Below are 17529 nucleotides of genomic sequence, written 5' to 3' on the forward strand. Positions count from 1 at the left end.
GTCGGCGCTCAAGGGTCGATCCATCGTCAGTGTTCCGGAGCTTTCCGGACTACAGCGACAGCTTGCCAATCAGTTCCTTGGCCAGTACCCGGTAGGCGTGAGCGCCGCGGGACATGCGTGCGTAGCGGTTGACCGGCAGACCATGGCTGGGCGCTTCGGCCAGACGGACATTGCGAGGAATGGCCGTTTTCAGCAGATCGTCACCGAAATAGTCCGACAGCTGCTTGCTGACATCCCGGGTCAGGCTGTTGCGGTTATCAAACATGGTTCGCACGATGCCGTCCAGGGCCAGCGCCGGATTGACGCTGTCGCGAATCTGCTCGACGGTATCCAGCAGTGCCGACAGTCCCTCAAGGGCATAAAACTCGCACTGCAGCGGGATCAAAACGCCGTGGGCCGAAGTCAGGGCGTTGACGGTCAGCATGTTCAGCGAAGGCGGGCAGTCGATCAGGACCACATCGAAGCGGTCGGCCACGGTCTCGATGGCGCGGTCCAGACAGCGCTCGCGGCCCTCGAGTTCGAGAAGATCGACCTCGGCGGCGGTGAGATCCCCGTTGGCCGGCAGCAGCTGATAGCCGGCGTTGGGGCAGTCCACGATCGCATCAGAGGCTGAAATCTCGTCAAGCAGCACATCCAGCGAACCGCCGTTGGCCAGCGCATGCTTGTCGATACCGCTGCCCATGGTGGCGTGGCCCTGCGGGTCCATGTCCACCAGCAGCACCCGTTTTTTCAGCGATGCCAGAGCAGCCGCCAGGTTGACGGCGGTCGTGGTCTTGCCGACGCCACCCTTCTGGTTGGTCAGCGCAATGATCCGGGTCAAGAGAGAGTTCCTTGTGTATTGATCGCTGAGCCCTGTCAGGCGATGTCCATTTTCAACAGATGACGCTGGGCCTGTTCACCGGGAATGTCCAGCGGCCATGTCCGGACCAGCCTGACATCGTCGGGCAGCGTAATGTCATCCACGCGCCCCGCCATGGCCAGCCAGTGTCCGCCTTCGGCCAGAAGCGTGCGCGTCAGATCGACAAACTCCGACGGGGCGGCGAAGGCACGGCTGGTGATCTGCTCGAAGCTAACCCCGGCCAGCGCCTCGACCCGGTCGTGTACGGGGGTGACGTTGTCAAGGCCCAGCTCAAAGGCCACCTGACGCTGGAATCGAATCTTCTTGCCGTTGCTGTCGATCGAGGTCAGGGCAATGTCGGGGCGCACAATGGCGACCACGATGCCGGGCAGCCCGGCGCCGCTGCCAACATCCAGAAGTTTCGGGCCTTCAATCCAGGGCAGAATCGCCAGACTGTCGAGCAGATGACGCGTCACCATCGTGTCGATATCGCGTACGGCGGTGAGGTTATAGGCCCGATTCCACTTGTGCAACAGCGTCACAAAGGCCAGCAGCCGGTCACGAACATCGCCTGCAACGCTGAGATTCATGGCCGTCATGCCGTCATCGAGACGACGCTCGATCGCACCACTCATGACGTGGCGGCCCCGACCTTGTGCGCGTTGCTGCGTTTTTTAAGATGAATCAAAAGCATCGAAATGGCCGCCGGCGTAACGCCCGGAATGCGGCCGGCTTCGGCCAGCGTTTCGGGCCGAGCGGCCTTGAGCTTCTGGCGGATCTCGCTGGAAAGCCCGTCGATGCGATCGTATTCGATCGTCTCCGGCAGCCGGGTGGCCTCGTGGCGCTTGAGCTTGTCGATCTCCTCGCTCTGGCGGTCGATGTAGCCCTGATACTTGGCCTGAATCTGCACCTGCTCGCGCACCAGCGGGTCCTGCGCGGCCCCGTCGGCCAGCGGTGCAATGTCGTCATAGGTCAGCTCGGGGCGACGCAGCAGATCACTGAGTCGATGTTCCCGCGAGAGTTTACCCACCCGGTCGAAAAGACTTTTGGCCGCGTCGCTGCTTGGCTGAATCCAGGTGTGATCGATGCGTTCGCGCTCGGTCTCGATGGCCTGGCGCTTTTGCTGGAAGGCGTCAAAGCGTGCGTCATCCACCAGGCCCAGCTGACGACCGGTCTCGGTCAGACGCAGATCGGCATTGTCCTCGCGCAGCAGCAGACGATACTCCGCCCGCGAGGTAAACATCCGGTAAGGCTCCTGGGTGCCCATGCGGATCAGGTCATCCACCATCACACCGATGTAGGCCTCATCGCGACGCGGCCACCAGGGCTCGAGTCCCTTGACGCGGCGGGCCGCATTGAGACCGGCCAGAAGCCCCTGGGCGGCGGCTTCCTCATAGCCGGTGGTGCCGTTGATCTGTCCGGCGAACCACAGGTTGTGAATCACCTTCGTTTCCAGCGAGTGCTTCAGATCTCTCGGATCGAAGAAGTCGTACTCGATGGCATAGCCCGGACGCACGATATGCGTGCGCTCCAGCCCTTCGATCGAGCGCACCAGTGACAGCTGCACGTCAAAGGGCAGTGATGTCGAGATACCGTTGGGATAGAGCTCATGGGTATCAAGCCCTTCCGGTTCGATAAAGATCTGGTGGCTTTGCTTGTCGGCAAAGCGGTGAATCTTGTCCTCGATGGAGGGGCAGTAGCGCGGTCCGGTACTGTCGATAACGCCGGAATACATCGGCGAGCGATCCAGATTGGCCCGGATTATGTCGTGGGTACGCTCGTTGGTATGCGCAATGAAGCAGCTTACCTGATCGGGGTGCATGTCCCGACGTCCCATGTAGGACATCACCGGCCGCGGCGTATCGCCGGGCTGTTCGGCCAGCTTCGAAAAGTCGACCGTTCTGGCATCCAGTCGCGGCGGCGTGCCGGTCTTGAGCCGGGCCACGCGCAGGGGCTGTTCGCGCAGACGAGCGGCCAGTGCGTTGGAAGCCGGATCGCCCGAACGTCCGCCGCTGTGGTGCTCCATGCCGATATGAATTACCCCGCCCAGAAACGTGCCGGTACACAACACCACGGTTTCTGCCATGAAGCGGATACCGCCGCGGGTCAGTACGCCGCGTACCGTATCGCCTTCAACGATCAGATCGTCGGCGGCCTGGGCAAAGATCGACAGATTGGGCTGGTTTTCAAGAATGTGGCGAATGGCGGCCTTGTAGCGCACGCGATCGGCCTGAGCACGGGTGGCACGCACGGCCGGTCCCTTGCGGGAATTGAGCGTACGAAACTGGATGCCGCCCTGATCGGTGGCCAGCGCCATGGCACCGCCGAGGGCATCGATTTCCTTGACCAGATGGCTCTTGCCGATCCCGCCAATGGCCGGATTACAGGACATCTGTCCCAGCGTTTCGATGTTGTGACTGAGCAGCAGGGTCTGACAGCCCATGCGAGCGGCGGCCAGTGCGGCTTCGGTACCCGCATGACCACCACCGATGACAATGACGTCAAAGCGGTCCGGATAATCCACGTGAAAAACCTCGAGGGGTTGAAGATGAAGGCGACACCCGAGTGATCAGCGTGTGTCGATACCCACATGCCCGAACAGGGCGTTGGGGATAAACCGTGTTGAATGGCGCGCATTATAACGTGGCTGTGAGTAAGCGTCAGGGTTTTCCACACATGGATTTTTCAGAGAACAGGCTATTAATAAATAAAAACGGTTTTTAAATAAGAAGTTCTATTATGGTTGTAATTACTGGTGAAGGCGATTTCTGTGGAAAAGCAACTTTTCCACCCATAAAACAGCAAGCTGGAGTGTGACTGGAACGCCGGGAAAGCTGCGTGCTTCCCTGGGGCAGGCACTGTACGAGGTGTGCATAAATGGGCAAGTTACCCACAGCTCGATTTATCCCCGACTCGTCAACCGGGCTCAGGGAGGTTTCTCCCCATGGTCATCAAGAGAGGCAGCGTCTTGTAAAAAAGAAAAACAGGGCCCGCGTACAGGGGGCTGTAGCGCGAAAAAGAGAAAAGTGGATATTTTTCTATCCACAGGGCGACAGGCGGTAAAAAGGGTCAAAAGGGGCTTTTTCAGGCGTAAAAAAAGCGCCTGTCAGAGACTGACAGGCGCTTTGGCCTCACCTTGAGGACCTTACACCGTGAAGGAGGCTCCGCAACCACAGGTGGTCGTGGCGTTGGGGTTTTTGATCAAAAAGCGGGCACCGGCCAGACCGGCTTCGAAATCGACCGTGGAGCCAACCAGATACTGATAGCTCAGCGGGTCGATCACCATGGCCACGTCGCCGTTTTCGATCACGGTGTCGTCTTCACCGACGGTTTCTGCAAAATCGAAACCATACTGAAAGCCCGAACAACCGCCTCCCGTTACGTAGACGCGCAGCTTCAGGGCCGGGTTGCTTTCTTCCTCGATCAGCGCTCTGACTCTGCCGGCTGCGGCATCGGTAAAGACAAGCGGGGTCGGAACAAAGGATTCTGCTCCGCTCATCGCGGTCTCCTTCTAGGATGACACGCATGATGCGTGCCAGAAATGGATCAGCACGAGGGCTGTCATGGTGTCCATTATCGACACCCCCCCAGCCGGTGGTCAACCGACAGACGCTGCATGACGATCACCAGAGGTATCGGTGAAAACAGTGATAGGCTGACAGCCCTGCCATCCCGTGACCCTGTTACTCTGCCGCTGGGGAGAAAAAGCTTGCCGCGCCGCCTTTTTGATATGTCCCGCCTGAGCCTTGAAAACTTTCGACGCGAACTGGCAAGCGTCGATGCCCTGCCGCAGCTGTGCCTGCTGGCAGTCATTTCGGGGGCATTGACGGGTGTGATCATGATCGCCTTTCGAGAGCTGATCGAACTGGGGGCGCTGGTGTTGATGCCCGACGGGCATACCGAGGCCTTTGAAGCCCTGCCGGCGGCGGTGCGCATGGCTCTGCCGGTGGCCGCCGTCGTGCTGATCGGGCTGGGGCTTGGGTGGCAGAAAAAAAGCGCGCGTCGACTGGGTATTACCCATGTTATCGAGCGCTTTTCCTATCATCAGGGCGTCATGGCCCGCGACAACTGGCTCAATCAGTGGTGGGTCGGTGTGGTCTCGCTGCTGGGCGGGCTTTCTGCCGGTCGCGAGGGGCCGGCGGTCCATCTCGGCGCCGGGGCGTCGGGCTGGATCGGTCAGCAGCTCAAGCTGCCGCACAACAGTCTGCGCGTGCTGGTGGGCTGCGGGGTGGCCGCCGGTATCTCGGCGTCGTTCAATACGCCCATCGCCGGCGTTATCTTCGCCATGGAAGTGGTAATGATGGAGTACACCCTGACCGGCTTCATGCCGGTGATGCTGGCCTCGGCCACCGGGGCGGTGGTCACACAGCTGCATTTCGGCTCGGCGCCGGCCTTTATGTTGCCGGCCGTCATCGAACCGCGCCTACTCGATATTCCGTGGCTTCTGCTCATGGCGCTGGCGGTCGGCGTCATGGCCGGGGGCTTTATCCGTTTGTCGTGCGTGGGCGAGCGTTTTGCCCGGGTGCCCTGGGGCATTCGCATCTTGGTTGCCGGCGTGCTGACCGGGTCGGTGGCCCTTTTTTATCCGCAGGTGCAGGGCATCGGCTATGACAGTGTCGAGGCGATTCTGGCCGGTCAGGCAAGCCTTGATGTGCTGCTGGCGCTGGCGCTGGGCAAGCTGATACTCACCGCCGTGACCGTGGCCTGCGGCATCCCGATCGGCATCGTGGGCCCAACGCTGGTGATTGGTGCCGCGGCCGGTGCGCTCTTCGGGCTCGGGGCGACGGCGCTTTTGCCCTCGATGGTGGGGGAGCCCAACCTGTATGTGATGATGGGTATGGCCGCCATGATGGGCGCCGTTTTACAGGCGCCGCTGGCGGCCATCATGGCGCTTCTGGAGCTGACACACAGCCCTGATATCATTTTGTACGGCATGCTGACCGTCTTGAGCGCCTCATTGACGGCACGTCTTGTCTGGCGCACTCAGGGGTTTTTTGTCATGCCCCGCCAGGGCAGCACGCAACATCCGCTGCAGCAGCCGCTGATGCAGGCGCTTTCAAGGGTCGGGGTCGGCGCCGTCATGGACCGCAGCGTCAGCGTGACGGCCGCGGTCATCAGCCAGGAGCGGGCACGAGCCATTCTGGATGCCCGGCCAACATGGCTTTTGATCCACCGGCAGGGGGATCAGAAAAAGGCCGACCGCGAACCCGGCAAGGCACCGCTGGCCCTGCTGGCGGCCGACATGGCCCGGGCGCTTGAAGAAGAAGACCAGACCGGCGTGGATCAGGAGGGTAGCGTCAATCTGCTGGAGATCCCCGGCAAGCGCCTGGAGCTGGCTCCCATCGATCTTCAGGCTACGCTGTCGGAGGCCTTTGCGTGTCTTGACGATCAGCGGGTGGATGCACTTTACGTCAGACACATTACCGCGCCGATGATGCATCGGGTTTCAGGTATCATCACGCGTGAAGCCATCGAAAACTATTATCACTGATGGGCAATGACCCATCGGACACGACCTGACCACTGCTATCGAGGATGCCCCTATGTACGCCTGGGTTCTGGCCTTTCACATCATTTCATTTACGTGCTGGTTTGCCGCGCTTTTTTATCTGCCGCGTCTTTTCATCTATCACAGCCATGCCCTGCGCCAGAATGACGGTCAGGGGTCGACCCGGTTTCAGATCATGGAACGCAAGCTCTACAGCGCCATCATGACACCGGGCATGATCCTGACGCTGGTGTTCGGGATCTGGCTTGTGGCGCTTGATTTCCAGTACTACCTCACCGCGGGCTGGTTTTACGTCAAGGCCGTACTGGTCGTTCTTCTGATCGGTTTCCACCATATCTGCATGGCGCACATGAAGCGGTTTGCGGCCGGTACCAATCGCCGCGGCGGGACCTATTACCGCATCTTTGGCATCATTCCGGCGGTACTTTTGATCGCCATCGTCATTCTTTCCGTGGTCAAGCCGCTTTAATGACGCTGCCCTGCGTGCTGGTCCTGGCCGGTCATGACCCGACCGGCGGCGCCGGGCTGATGGCCGACGCCGAGGCCGTTCGTGCCATGGGCGGCTGGGCGCTGACGGTGCCCACAGCCCTGACGCGCCAGACCACCGTGGACGTTCAGGACGTCATGCCACGCCCGGGTGAGGAGATACTGGCAACGGCCCGGGCGCTGCTCGATGACTGCGGGATTCACGCCATCAAGGTGGGTCTGATTGCCGACCTCTCCGCGCTGGAGGCGGTCATTACGCTGTGTGCGGCGCATCCGCATCTGCCCATCATCCTCGATCCGGTGCTGAAGGCCGGCGGCGGGCGTGAACTGTCCGGGCAGGCGCTGATGGCGGCGTTTGTCCAGCGGCTGTTGCCGCTGGCAAGTCTGGTCACGCCCAACCTTCAGGAGCTTGCCCGCTTGGCCTCTGCCCTGTCAGGACAGGACGGCGCCGATGATCAGGCCATTGCCGGTCAGGCCGAAAGGCTTTTGGCAACAGGGGCGGGCGCCATTCTGGCCACGGGCACCGATGTGGCCGGCCAGTGCCGGCGCGCCAGCGTCATTCATCGCCTCTATACGCCGGAGAGCATGCGGCAGTGGTCATGGCCACGTCTGCCGGGGAGCTATCACGGCTCCGGATGCACGCTGGCCAGTGCCACGGCGGCCCTGCTGGCGCGGGGCGAGACACTTGAAAACGCCTGTGAAAGGGCGCAGCAGTTTACCTGGCACAGTCTTGAAAACGCACTGATGCCCGGGCGCGGCCAGTACGTTCCCGACCGTCTGGCCGACCGATTTTATTTACCAACGCCGGAGAGCGAGCCATGACCCAGTGGAAGCAGGGGCTCTACGCCCTGACCGATGCGCAGCTGATGCCGGATGATGCCACGCTCATCGATCGCTGCGAGGCCGCGCTGGAGGCCGGCATCGCGCTTTTGCAGTACCGCGACAAGTCCGGCGACGAAGGACTGCGCGAGCGGCAGGCGCGCGCCCTCAAGGCGCTGTGTGATCACTACGACACCCCCTTGATCATCAACGACGATGCCGCCCTGGCCTGGCGGCTGGGCGCCGGGGTGCATCTGGGCCGCAGCGATGGCTCGATTGCCCGGGCCCGCAAGGCGCTGGGCCCTGATGCCATTATCGGCGCGACCTGTCAGGACAGTCTCGAGTTCGCCGAACAGGCCGCGCGCGAGGGCGCCAGCTATCTGGCCTTCGGTCGCTTCTATCCGTCACGAACCAAGCCCGACGCGCCGCCGGCGGATCTGTCGATTCTCGCCCGCGCCGAGCATTTCGGCCTGCCGCGAGTGGCGATCGGCGGTATCGATGCCGACAATATCGACGCCACGGTCGAGGCCGGCGCTGATCTGGTCGCGCTGGTCCACGGCATTTTCGGCGCCGATGATCCGGGCGCTGCAGTGCGCCGGCTCAATCAAAAGTTTGATCGATAATGTCTTTCAGGTTATCCATACCCGGTGTCGGCCGCGGCCGCCCACCGGGTGTGGATAACGCACTCTCTTCAGGTCGCTCGCTTCAGACCCGGCCTGTGTCCTCTTTTCCACAGGAGCGTGAAGATGGATCTCATTACTTCCGAGACGCTTTTTACCCGCGCGGGGCATCGCATTCCCGGTGGCGTCAACTCTCCCGTACGTGCCTTCAAGGGCATGGGGCGTGCGCCCATGTTCGTGTCACGTGCCCGCGGGCCCTACCTCTTTGACGTCGAGGGCCGACGCTATATCGACTATGTCGGCTCCTGGGGGCCGATGATCACCGGCCACGCCGACCCGGACGTGCTCAGCGCCGTGCGCGACCGGCTCGAAGACGGCCTCTCCTTTGGCACCCCCACGGCGGTCGAGACCGATATGGCCGAGCTGATCTGCGAGATCATGCCGTCGATTGACATGGTGCGCATGGTCAACTCGGGCACCGAGGCGACCATGTCGGCAGTACGCCTGGCGCGCGGCTATACCGGGCGTGACAAGATCGTCAAGTTCGAGGGCAACTACCACGGCCATGTGGATTCGCTGCTGGTCAAGGCCGGTTCCGGCGCGCTCACCCATGGCGAGCCCAGCTCGCCGGGCGTACCGGCCTCGCTTGCCGAGCACACCATCACGCTGTCCTACAACGACATCGAGGGCGTGCGCGAGTGCTTTCGCGAGATCGGCGATCAGGTGGCCTGCATCATCGTGGAGCCGGTGGCCGGCAACATGAACTGCATTCCGCCGGTGCCCGGGTTTCTGGAGTGTCTGCGCAAGGTGTGTGATGAGTCCGGCGCCGTGTTGATCTTTGACGAGGTCATGACCGGCTTTCGCGTGGCACTGGGTGGCGCTCAGGCCTTTTACCGGGTTGCCCCCGATCTGACCTGCCTGGGCAAGATCGTCGGCGGCGGCATGCCGGTCGGCGCCTTCGGTGGCAAGCGCGCCATCATGGAGTATCTTTCGCCGCTGGGGCCGGTCTATCAGGCCGGGACGCTCTCGGGTAACCCGCTGGCCATGGCCGCCGGCATCGCGGTTTTGAAAAAGGTGCGCCAGCCCGGCTTCCATCAGCATCTGAGCGAGCGGGTCGACATGCTGTGCGACGGCCTCGAGCAGCGGGCAAAAGCCGCTGGTGTATCGCTTTTGACCCATCGGGCCGGCGGCATGTTCGGCGTATTCTTTACCGACCGGACCGAGGTCAACGACTTCGAGGCCGCCACCGGCTGCAACGTCGAGCGCTTCAGGGCCTTCTTTACGGCCATGCTGGATCGCGGCATCTACATGGCGCCGTCCCCGTTTGAGGCCGGTTTCATGTCCAGCGTCCACGAAGACGACGACATCAATGCCACGCTCGACGCCGCCGAGGCCGTGTTCGCCACCCTGACCTGATAGCCGGCGCCCTCCGGGGCGCCATACAGCGCCCACCGGTCGTTTCGGCGGGCGAATTTCCCACTGATCCGGAGTGAGTCCCTTGAGTCAGTCACTGATCAGCGCGCTGAGAAGCGGCCGGTTTTTCAATCATGACGTGTCGAATCTGCAGGTGTATGAGACCCATATTTCCTGGGTCGTTTTGACCGGCGAGTACGCCTACAAGATCAAAAAGCCGCTGGATTTCGGGTTTCTGGACTTTTCGACGCTGGCGCGTCGCCGGGGCTTTTGTGAAGACGAGGTGCGACTCAACCGACGGCTGGCGGGCGATCTCTACGAGCGGGTCGTGCCCATCAGCGGCACCCCTGATGCCCCGGTACTGGACGGCGAGGGCGAGCCGTTTGAATACGCCGTGTGCATGCGACAGTTCGACAACGCCGGTCTTTTCTCGACGCTGCAGGCCAACAGCGAGCTGACCCGGGCCATGATGGATGACATGGTGGATCAGCTGGTCGCCTTTCATCAGCGTGCCGAGCGCGTCTCACCCGACAGCACCTTCGGGTCGCCGGAGGCCGTCCGGGCGCCGGTGGTGCAGAATTTCGATCAGATTCGCCCGCTGCTGGACAGCAAAGAGGACCTTCGCCGTCTTGATGAACTGGCCGAGCGCGCCGACGAGCTCTATCAGCGCCTTTCGCCGATACTGGCGCAGCGCCAGCGCGACGGGTTTGTGCGTGAAACGCACGGTGACGTGCATCTGGCCAACGTGGTGCAGCACGACGGTCGCGCGCTGATCTTTGACTGTATCGAGTTCAACGATGACCTGCGCTACAACGACGTCTGCTGCGAGCTGGCCTTTTTGCTGATGGATCTCGAGGCGCGCGGCGAGCATGCACTGTCAAGCCACGTGCTCAATCGCTATCTGGAAGGCAGTGGCGATCACGAGCTGGTTCGCCTGCTGCCCTGGTACAAGGCCTATCGGGCCATGGTGCGGGCCAAGGTGGCGCTGTTTCGCCTGCAGCAGCCGGATCTGCATCCGGCCGACCGGGACGCGGCGCTGTCGGACTATCGCAGCTACATCGCGCTGGCCGAGCGCTACAGCGAGATCGATATCCCCTGGCTTTTGATCAGCGTGGGGGTGTCGGGCAGCGGCAAGAGCCGGTTTACCGAGCAGGTGGTCCGGTCGATGGGGGCCGTGCGCCTTCGCTCCGACGTCGAACGAAAGCGTCTTGTGGAACTGGCGCCTGATGCCGATTCGGGCTCAAGCGTGGCGCAGGGGCTTTATAGCGATGACATGACCCGACAGACCTATGAGCGGCTGGCCGCCCTGAGCGGCACATTGATGGAGGCCGGCTACCCGGTCTGCGTCGATGCCACATCGCTCAAGCGCTCACAGCGTGACCGGCTGCGTCATGAGGCCGAAAAGCGCGGTCTGGCGGCACTTTTGATCAGCTTTGAGGCCGATGACGAGACGCTGCGCGACCGGCTCGAGCGACGTCAGGGGCGACGCGGTGAGGCGTCAGAGGCGGGAACCGAGGTGCTGGATCACCAGCTCGCCTCGCGTGAGGCCTTTGACGAGGATGAGCTGGCCTATCTGATTCATCTGGATACCACGGCCGAGGATGCCAATCTGACGCTGGTGTCGCTGATCAAGGAGCGGCTGCGTCTGAACTGATCAACCCCGGCCGCCGGTCTCAGGCCGTGTCCCGACGTGTGCGGGGCGCGGCCACCACGGCCGTGGGCTGCTGGCGCAGCAGGTTCAGTGCCTGCGCCCGATTTCTCACCTTGAGCTTGCGAAACACGTGATACAGATGTGACTTGACCGTGTGTTCGCTGATGGACAGTCGGTCGGCGATATCCAGATTGCTGGCGCCGCTGTCGAGAAGGCTCAGAATTTCATGCTCGCGCGGGGTCAGACTCGCCAGTGGCAGCTGTTCGTCATGCTGGCGATGCCAGTACGCGCACAGAAGACGCTCCATCAGCGGGCGCGACAGCCACATCTCTCCTTCGAAAAGCTTGCGAATGCCCTTGCTGATCAACTGCAGTGAATCCCCTCGATAGAAAATGCCGTGCAGCGGCATGCGCATCATCAGAGCGACGGCGCGATCTTCATCGGACATGTTAAAGGCCGTGAAGATGGCGTCGTCGTACTGGCCGAGCTGCTGTGTCCACTCGCGCAGTACGGATTCTTCCAGATGGTCATCGTCAAGCAGCGCCACGACACGGCAGTGTCTCAGATGATCGGGCAGTTCGGGGGGTTCATCGGTCGGCAGCTGTTGCACGTGGCAGCCCAGCTGTTGACGAAGGTAATCCAGAAACAGCTCATTCTGGGGGCTGCTTTTGGTCACCATGATCAGTGCAGTGTGTGTCGCATCCATGAAAGTGGCCCTGGTAAAGAGTATGTAGGCCTTCAGACACCCGATAGCGGTCAAAACAGGGGGGTGTGCCGACATCCGGCGCGCCGGGAAGGGCACCCTTAACGCTAAGTAAGATTAAGTAAAAAAATATACAAAACAAATACTTAAAAGCACTTAAGGTTCAGAGCTGATTAAGCTCTTACGACTAACGTTCCAGGTCGATCAACAAGAACGCGGTCTCGGTTCGGGTGATCGTACCGATAGCCGACGCGACCGGGGTACTGAAGATGACCCTGATTATAGGGCGATCGATTTTTGAATGAGAGCGGTCAAAACGTGCATCTACATCAAATGGCGCATTGTGCACAGGAAATTGCGTTAGGGGATGTATTTGAAACGGATCGCTTACAGCCCTGTAACAAAATAGAGGAGCGCTGGATGCGTTTTGTCGAGAGATTGCTGCTGGAAAATCAGGCCTGGGCCGATGAAATCAAACACCGTGATCCGGGCATGTTTGATCGCTTGAGTACCGGACAATCGCCGGAAGTGCTCTGGATCGGATGCTCTGATAGCCGCGTTCCTGCCGAGCAGCTGTGTAACACCTCACCGGGTGAAATGTTTATTCATCGTAACGTGGCCAACCGGGTCTGCCCGAATGAAACAGGTTTTATGAGCGTGCTTGAATACGCCGTTGCTGTATTAAAGGTCCGTCATATCGTGGTCTGTGGACACCACCGCTGTGGTGGTATCCAGGCGGCAATGACAGATGAAAATACCGGGCTTTCTCATCTGGATGATCATCTCGATGGCATCCGTGAACTCAGAAGACGGCATGCTGATGTGCTCTCGGAGATACCCGATGATGCCGGGCGTCTTGATCGACTGGTGGCATTCAACGTGGCCGATCAGGTCCGGGTGCTCAGCGAGATGCCCCTGATTCAGGCGCAGTGGTCACGGCATCAAGGGCCCACGATTCACGGCATGGTCTATGCCCTTGAAACGGGCAGACTGCGCGAAATTCAGCGTTGGGAAGGCGAGTGTCACGAGACCGTGCCGGTCCGAACGCCGACATCCGGCAAGGGCGTATCTCATGAGCGGGGGGCGGTCACATGAGCAGAACACTGTCGCTTAAAACGCTGTCTCAGGACCTGCCTGCCGGTATCGTGGTCTTTCTGGTCGCCATCCCGTTGTGTCTGGGCATCTCACTGGCCTCGGGGGCACCGCCACTTTCTGGACTGATCGCCGGTATTGTCGGCGGGATCGTTGTGTCGCTTTTCAGCGGCTCCTCGCTGAGCGTTTCCGGCCCGGCAGCCGGCCTGACCGTGATCGTTCTGGGGGCGGTCGAACAGATCGGGCTGAGCGGGCTGTTTGTGGCCACGGTGCTGGCCGGCGTTCTGCAGCTGGTGTTCGGCTTTTTGCGTCTGGGCCGGATCGGCGCGTTTGTGCCTTCGGCGGTGATCAAGGGCATGCTGGCCGCCATCGGGCTGATCCTGATTCTCAATCAGATTCCGCTGGCGCTGGGGCTTTCGCAGGACAGTGACGTTTCCCTGCTCAATATCGGCGCGCTGATGGCGGGGCTGTCACCGGTGGCGCTGGCCATTGCTGCGGTGTCGCTTGTCATTCTGATCAGCTGGGAGCAGCCGTTCATGCCGGCGGTGATCAAGCGCTTTCCGGCCCCGCTGGTGGCGGTGCTTGTCGCCATCGCCATGGACCGGCTGGCGCTGTCGATGGGCCTGCCCGGGGCGCTGGAGGCCGGTCAGCGCATTTCCCTGCCGGGCCTGGGGGGGCCGGGGGATTTCATCGAACAGCTGCAGCTGCCGGTGGTGGCTGATCTGCTCAAGCCGCAGGTCTACATGACGGCCGTGACGCTGGCGCTGGTGGCAAGCCTTGAAACCCTGTTGAGTCTCGAGGCCGTGGACAAGATCGATCCGCTCAAGCGTCACTCGCCGCCGCATCGCGAGCTCAAGGCGCAGGGCATCGGCAATATCGTCAGTGGCATGGTCGGGGGGCTGCCGATCACGGCAGTCATCGTGCGCAGTTCGGCCAACGTACAGGCGGGCGGGCGCACGCGTCTTGCAAGCTTTGTGCACGGCATTCTGCTGCTGTGCAGCGTGGCGTTTGTGGCCGGGGCGCTGGAGTTCATCCCGCTGGCGTGCCTGGCGGCCGTTCTGGTGCATACCGGCTACAAGCTCGCCCGGCCGGCCACGATCCTTGCGCACTATCATCAGGGCTGGCAGCGCTTTGTGCCCTTTGCCGTCACGGTCGTTGCGATCATGGTCACCAATCTGCTTGAAGGCGTCATCATCGGCTTTCTGTGCGGGCTCTATTTTCTGGTGCGTGCCAACTATCACTCGGCGGTGTCGTTTACGCGCCATGAGCATTACGCCCTGCTGCGCTTTCACACCGATATCTCCTTTCTCAACCGCGACAAGGTGCGCTATTACCTGGATGACATCGTTGATGGCAGCCATCTCATCATCGATGCGCGCGAGGCGGGCTTCATCGACCCCGATATTCAGGAGGACATCGATAATTTCGTCTATTCATCGCACGAGCGCGATATCGTGGTGGAGCTCAAGCAGGTCAACGGCATGACGGCCAGCTATCCCGCCCTTCGCCCCTCAAGTGCGCTAACGGGCGGTGACATGCCACCGGCGCCACGGCCTGCCTGATCCTTGATGGTTTCAAGCAGGCACCAAAAGGGCGCCTCCGGTATTGATTACCGAAGGCGCCCTTTTCATGTCATGACACCAGCAAAAACGGCGTTGTCAGGCGTCGGTCGAGGTGCTGCGCGACGCCGGTGGCAGGGGCGCGCCGCCCAGGTTCTGGCGCACCCAGTTCATGGCCTGAATCCGATTGCGTACCTTGAGCTTGCGAAAGATGTTGTAAAGGTGCGACTTGACCGTGTGTTCACTGACAAACAGCTGGCCCGCGATTTCGGTATTGGACGCCCCGGTGCCCAAAAGCCGCAGGATTTCGAGCTCGCGATGCGTCAGACCGTTGGCCGGACGGAAGGCATTGATCTGCTGGCGACGATAGAAGCGGATCAGTCGCGTCATCAGATTGCGCGACATCCACAGTTCATCGTTGATCAGCTTGGCAATGCCCTTGCAGATCAGTGCCAGCGAGTCGCGGCGATAAAACACGCCCTGCAGACGAAAGGTGGTCGCCAGATTGACGGCCTGGTTTTCATCGGCAAGGTTGAAGGCGGCAAGCGTCAGGCTGTTGCTTTCGCTGGCAGCGCTCTCCTCCCAGTGATACATGTCCTTTTCGTTGACATGATCGGCATCGAGCAGCACCACACGCTGTATATCATCTTCTGCCGGTACCGCATCCCGCGGTGCCAGCGTTTCTACCTCACAGCCGATCCTGTCCCGCACGTACTGCATGAACAGCTCGCTTTGCGGGTTGATCTCTGTCACCAGTAGTACGACTACCTGCTTTTCACTTTCCACGTCACTATCCACGGTGCCCCCTTGATGCCCGTTCATCAGCTCATGTTGTGACAGCCAACGACGAGGCTTTGCTCAAGCTTACTCCGAAACGGCGTCTGGAGCATCGCTCAGGCAGGCGCTGTTTTGACGGTCATTTCGTTGGTTAACATCACGCTATTTGTATCACGCCAGGTATGCTTCGGTCGGCCAATCCGAAACAATATGTTCCAGTGTGATGACATGGCGCTTTAAAATGGGGTCGTCAATCACACCAGGGGATCATGCCTTATGTCTGCTACACGCTCTCTCGTTGTCGCCAGCAACAATGCCGGCAAGCTGCGGGAGTTCCGCGAGCTGCTCGAACCGCTGGCATGGGAGATCACTTCTCAGGCCGATCACGGTATATCGGCCGCCGAGGAGACCGGCTTGACCTTTGTTGAAAATGCCCTGCTCAAGGCGCGTGCTGCCTGTCTTGGCAGCGGGCTGCCGGCGCTGGCCGACGACTCGGGACTGGCCGTCACCGCGCTGGGCGGTGCGCCCGGCATTTACTCGGCGCGCTACAGCGGCGCGCAGGGTGACGATCAGGCCAACAACGACAGACTGCTCGAGGCGCTTGCCGAGGTGCCCGAGGGTCAGCGTGGCGCGCAGTACCACTGCGTGCTTGTTTATATGCGCCATCCCGAGGATCCGGTGCCCATTATTGTTCAGGGCAGCTGGCCGGGAGAAATTCTCTCCCTGCCGCGCGGCGAGGGTGGCTTTGGCTATGATCCTTTGTTCTGGGTACCCGATCAGGGATTGAGCGTGGCCGAACTCTCGCCGGAGCTCAAGAATCGAATCAGCCATCGCGGTCGCGCGCTCACCGCCCTGCTCGAGCAGCTGGAGCGCTGATGCTTTCCCTGCCGCCCCTGGCGCTATATATCCATGTTCCATGGTGCGTGCGCAAGTGTCCCTACTGCGACTTCAATTCCCATACGCTGACGCAGGCGCTGCCCGAGCAGGCCTACATCGATGCCCTGCTGGCGGATCTGGACGCCGAGCTGGTCGATGTCCAGGGCCGGGTGCTGACCTCGATTTTCATTGGCGGCGGCACCCCCAGTCTGGTCAGCGGCGCCGGCTATGAAAGGCTGCTGGCCGGTATCCGCGAGCGCCTGACGCTGGCAGATGATATCGAGATTACGCTGGAGGCCAACCCGGGCACCTTCGAGCGCGAGCGTTTCGCCGATTTTCGCCGCGCCGGCATCAACCGGCTCTCGGTCGGCGTGCAGAGCTTTGACAACGAGGCCCTGACACGGCTGGGACGTATCCATGATGCGGGCGAGGCCGTGCACGCCATTACCACCGCGCGCGAGGTCGGTTTTGACGAGATCAATATCGATCTGATGCACGGGCTGCCGGGGCAGACCATGGCCACGGCGCTTTCCGACATCGACCAGGCGCTGGCGCTTGAGCCTTCGCATCTGTCCTGGTATCAGCTCACGCTCGAGCCCAACACGGCCTTTTATTCGCGCCCGCCCGAGCTGCCCGAGGAGGACGTGCTGGCCGACATTCAGGACGCCGGCCAGGCCCGTCTGGAAGCGGCCGGCTTTCAGCGCTACGAGATTTCGGCGTGGTCCCGCCCGGGCCATGAGGCGCGCCATAACCTGAACTACTGGCGTTTCGGCGACTATCTGGGCATCGGCGCCGGCGCCCACGGCAAGATCTCTAGGCCGGAGGGGCAGGGGCTTGCGATCGAGCGGCGCTGGAAAGTGCGCCAGCCCGAGACCTACCTTGAGCGCCATGGTGATCCGCACGGCTTTGTGGCCGGCCATCGCGAACTCTCGCGCGATGAGCGCGGGCTCGAGTTTTTGATGAACGCCCTGCGCCTGAGCGAGGGCGTGCCCCGCGCGCTCTGGCCGCGTCATACCGGGCTCGACGACGCCCGTCTGGACGCTCACACTAGAGCGCCCATTGCACGCGAGCTGATGTGTGACACGCACGCCCGCATACAGGCCACACCGCTGGGGCTGTTGTTTCTCAACGATCTGCTGGCGCTGTGCGATGATTCGGTTCTGGCCCGCTCATGACGGGCCACACG

General features: G+C 61.5%; 16 protein-coding genes. 10 read left to right on the forward strand and 6 right to left on the reverse strand.

All coding sequences use genetic code 11. The features are described 5' to 3' along the window. Positions 1 to 49: 49 nt before the first annotated feature. The 4 genes from ACS92L_RS13485 to erpA all read right to left on the reverse strand — a co-directional run bounded on the left by ACS92L_RS13485 (position 50) and on the right by erpA (position 4337). Positions 50 to 820, reverse strand: coding sequence for a ParA family protein (locus ACS92L_RS13485; protein WP_438765509.1), 771 nt, complete (start codon positions 818 to 820; stop codon positions 50 to 52). A gap of 35 nt (positions 821 to 855) precedes the next feature. Further along, complete coding sequence (gene rsmG, locus ACS92L_RS13490) at positions 856 to 1473, reverse strand: 16S rRNA (guanine(527)-N(7))-methyltransferase RsmG (RefSeq protein WP_438765510.1); 618 nt, start codon at positions 1471 to 1473, stop codon at positions 856 to 858. Next, positions 1470 to 3362 (reverse strand): tRNA uridine-5-carboxymethylaminomethyl(34) synthesis enzyme MnmG, encoded by a 1893-nt coding sequence (gene mnmG / locus ACS92L_RS13495; RefSeq protein WP_438765512.1) that lies wholly within the window; start codon positions 3360 to 3362, stop codon positions 1470 to 1472. The genes rsmG and mnmG overlap by 4 nt, the downstream gene beginning before the upstream one ends. A gap of 621 nt (positions 3363 to 3983) precedes the next feature. Further along, entirely contained in the window at positions 3984 to 4337 is a 354-nt protein-coding gene (gene erpA / locus ACS92L_RS13500; RefSeq protein WP_438765513.1) for an iron-sulfur cluster insertion protein ErpA, read from the reverse strand. Positions 4338 to 4547: 210 nt separating this feature from the next. On the opposite strand from erpA, the gene ACS92L_RS13505 reads away from it, so the two are divergent. The 6 genes from ACS92L_RS13505 to ACS92L_RS13530 all read left to right on the forward strand — a co-directional run bounded on the left by ACS92L_RS13505 (position 4548) and on the right by ACS92L_RS13530 (position 11339). After that, positions 4548 to 6329: a chloride channel protein gene (locus tag ACS92L_RS13505; RefSeq protein WP_438765514.1), complete on the forward strand. Its 1782-nt coding sequence runs from the start codon at positions 4548 to 4550 to the stop codon at positions 6327 to 6329. A gap of 52 nt (positions 6330 to 6381) precedes the next feature. Then, positions 6382 to 6816 (forward strand): protoporphyrinogen oxidase HemJ, encoded by a 435-nt coding sequence (hemJ, locus tag ACS92L_RS13510; protein WP_438765515.1) that lies wholly within the window; start codon positions 6382 to 6384, stop codon positions 6814 to 6816. Beyond that, the gene (gene thiD / locus ACS92L_RS13515; protein WP_438765517.1) at positions 6816 to 7655 is read left to right on the forward strand and encodes a bifunctional hydroxymethylpyrimidine kinase/phosphomethylpyrimidine kinase; all 840 of its coding nucleotides are present in this window, start codon (positions 6816 to 6818) and stop codon (positions 7653 to 7655) included. The genes hemJ and thiD overlap by 1 nt, the downstream gene beginning before the upstream one ends. Beyond that, positions 7652 to 8275 (forward strand): thiamine phosphate synthase, encoded by a 624-nt coding sequence (thiE, locus tag ACS92L_RS13520; protein ID WP_438765518.1) that lies wholly within the window; start codon positions 7652 to 7654, stop codon positions 8273 to 8275. Before thiD ends, thiE begins: the two co-directional genes overlap by 4 nt. Positions 8276 to 8398: 123 nt before the next feature. Next, positions 8399 to 9688, forward strand: a complete 1290-nt coding sequence (gene hemL / locus ACS92L_RS13525; protein WP_438765519.1) for a glutamate-1-semialdehyde 2,1-aminomutase — start codon at positions 8399 to 8401, stop codon at positions 9686 to 9688. Positions 9689 to 9761: 73 nt separating this feature from the next. Further along, on the forward strand, positions 9762 to 11339 hold the full coding sequence (locus tag ACS92L_RS13530) for an AAA family ATPase (RefSeq protein WP_438765520.1): 1578 nt from the start codon (positions 9762 to 9764) through the stop codon (positions 11337 to 11339). Between the two features lie 19 nt (positions 11340 to 11358). On the opposite strand, the gene ACS92L_RS13535 is transcribed toward ACS92L_RS13530, so the two are convergent. Continuing rightward, on the reverse strand, positions 11359 to 12042 hold the full coding sequence (locus ACS92L_RS13535; RefSeq protein ID WP_438765521.1) for a LuxR C-terminal-related transcriptional regulator: 684 nt from the start codon (positions 12040 to 12042) through the stop codon (positions 11359 to 11361). A 417-nt stretch (positions 12043 to 12459) separates the two neighbouring features. Here ACS92L_RS13535 and ACS92L_RS13540 point away from each other — a divergent pair, with 417 nt between their 5' ends. Together ACS92L_RS13540 and ACS92L_RS13545 are read left to right on the forward strand one after the other, a co-directional pair. After that, on the forward strand, positions 12460 to 13134 hold the full coding sequence (locus ACS92L_RS13540; protein ID WP_438765522.1) for a carbonic anhydrase: 675 nt from the start codon (positions 12460 to 12462) through the stop codon (positions 13132 to 13134). Continuing rightward, positions 13131 to 14693, forward strand: coding sequence for a SulP family inorganic anion transporter (locus ACS92L_RS13545; RefSeq protein WP_438765523.1), 1563 nt, complete (start codon positions 13131 to 13133; stop codon positions 14691 to 14693). Before ACS92L_RS13540 ends, ACS92L_RS13545 begins: the two co-directional genes overlap by 4 nt. A gap of 96 nt (positions 14694 to 14789) precedes the next feature. Here ACS92L_RS13545 and ACS92L_RS13550 read toward each other — a convergent pair whose 3' ends face one another. Continuing rightward, positions 14790 to 15512 (reverse strand): LuxR C-terminal-related transcriptional regulator, encoded by a 723-nt coding sequence (locus ACS92L_RS13550; protein ID WP_438765524.1) that lies wholly within the window; start codon positions 15510 to 15512, stop codon positions 14790 to 14792. Between the two features lie 231 nt (positions 15513 to 15743). On the opposite strand from ACS92L_RS13550, the gene rdgB reads away from it, so the two are divergent. Both rdgB and hemW read left to right on the forward strand, forming a co-directional pair. Then, the gene (rdgB, locus tag ACS92L_RS13555; RefSeq protein WP_438765525.1) at positions 15744 to 16343 is read left to right on the forward strand and encodes an RdgB/HAM1 family non-canonical purine NTP pyrophosphatase; all 600 of its coding nucleotides are present in this window, start codon (positions 15744 to 15746) and stop codon (positions 16341 to 16343) included. Further along, complete coding sequence (gene hemW / locus ACS92L_RS13560; protein ID WP_438765526.1) at positions 16343 to 17518, forward strand: radical SAM family heme chaperone HemW; 1176 nt, start codon at positions 16343 to 16345, stop codon at positions 17516 to 17518. The genes rdgB and hemW overlap by 1 nt, the downstream gene beginning before the upstream one ends. The last annotated feature ends 11 nt before the right edge of the window (positions 17519 to 17529 follow it).

Origin of the sequence: Kushneria halocnemicola, from assembly GCF_965650455.1 — a bacterium.
Lineage (GTDB): Bacteria > Pseudomonadota > Gammaproteobacteria > Pseudomonadales > Halomonadaceae > Kushneria.

Excerpts from the sequence above, each read along its gene's own strand:
- rsmG (WP_438765510.1), bottom strand. The coding sequence starts at position 1,473 with ATGAGTGGTGCGATCGAGCGTCGTCTCGATGACGGCATGACGGCCATG.
- erpA (WP_438765513.1), bottom strand. The coding sequence starts at position 4,337 with ATGAGCGGAGCAGAATCCTTTGTTCCGACCCCGCTTGTCTTTACCGAT.
- hemJ (WP_438765515.1), top strand. The coding sequence starts at position 6,382 with ATGTACGCCTGGGTTCTGGCCTTTCACATCATTTCATTTACGTGCTGG.
- thiD (WP_438765517.1), top strand. The coding sequence starts at position 6,816 with ATGACGCTGCCCTGCGTGCTGGTCCTGGCCGGTCATGACCCGACCGGC.
- thiE (WP_438765518.1), top strand. The coding sequence starts at position 7,652 with ATGACCCAGTGGAAGCAGGGGCTCTACGCCCTGACCGATGCGCAGCTG.
- hemL (WP_438765519.1), top strand. The coding sequence starts at position 8,399 with ATGGATCTCATTACTTCCGAGACGCTTTTTACCCGCGCGGGGCATCGC.
- ACS92L_RS13535 (WP_438765521.1), bottom strand. The coding sequence starts at position 12,042 with ATGGATGCGACACACACTGCACTGATCATGGTGACCAAAAGCAGCCCC.
- ACS92L_RS13540 (WP_438765522.1), top strand. The coding sequence starts at position 12,460 with ATGCGTTTTGTCGAGAGATTGCTGCTGGAAAATCAGGCCTGGGCCGAT.
- ACS92L_RS13545 (WP_438765523.1), top strand. The coding sequence starts at position 13,131 with ATGAGCAGAACACTGTCGCTTAAAACGCTGTCTCAGGACCTGCCTGCC.
- ACS92L_RS13550 (WP_438765524.1), bottom strand. The coding sequence starts at position 15,512 with ATGAACGGGCATCAAGGGGGCACCGTGGATAGTGACGTGGAAAGTGAA.
- rdgB (WP_438765525.1), top strand. The coding sequence starts at position 15,744 with ATGTCTGCTACACGCTCTCTCGTTGTCGCCAGCAACAATGCCGGCAAG.
- hemW (WP_438765526.1), top strand. The coding sequence starts at position 16,343 with ATGCTTTCCCTGCCGCCCCTGGCGCTATATATCCATGTTCCATGGTGC.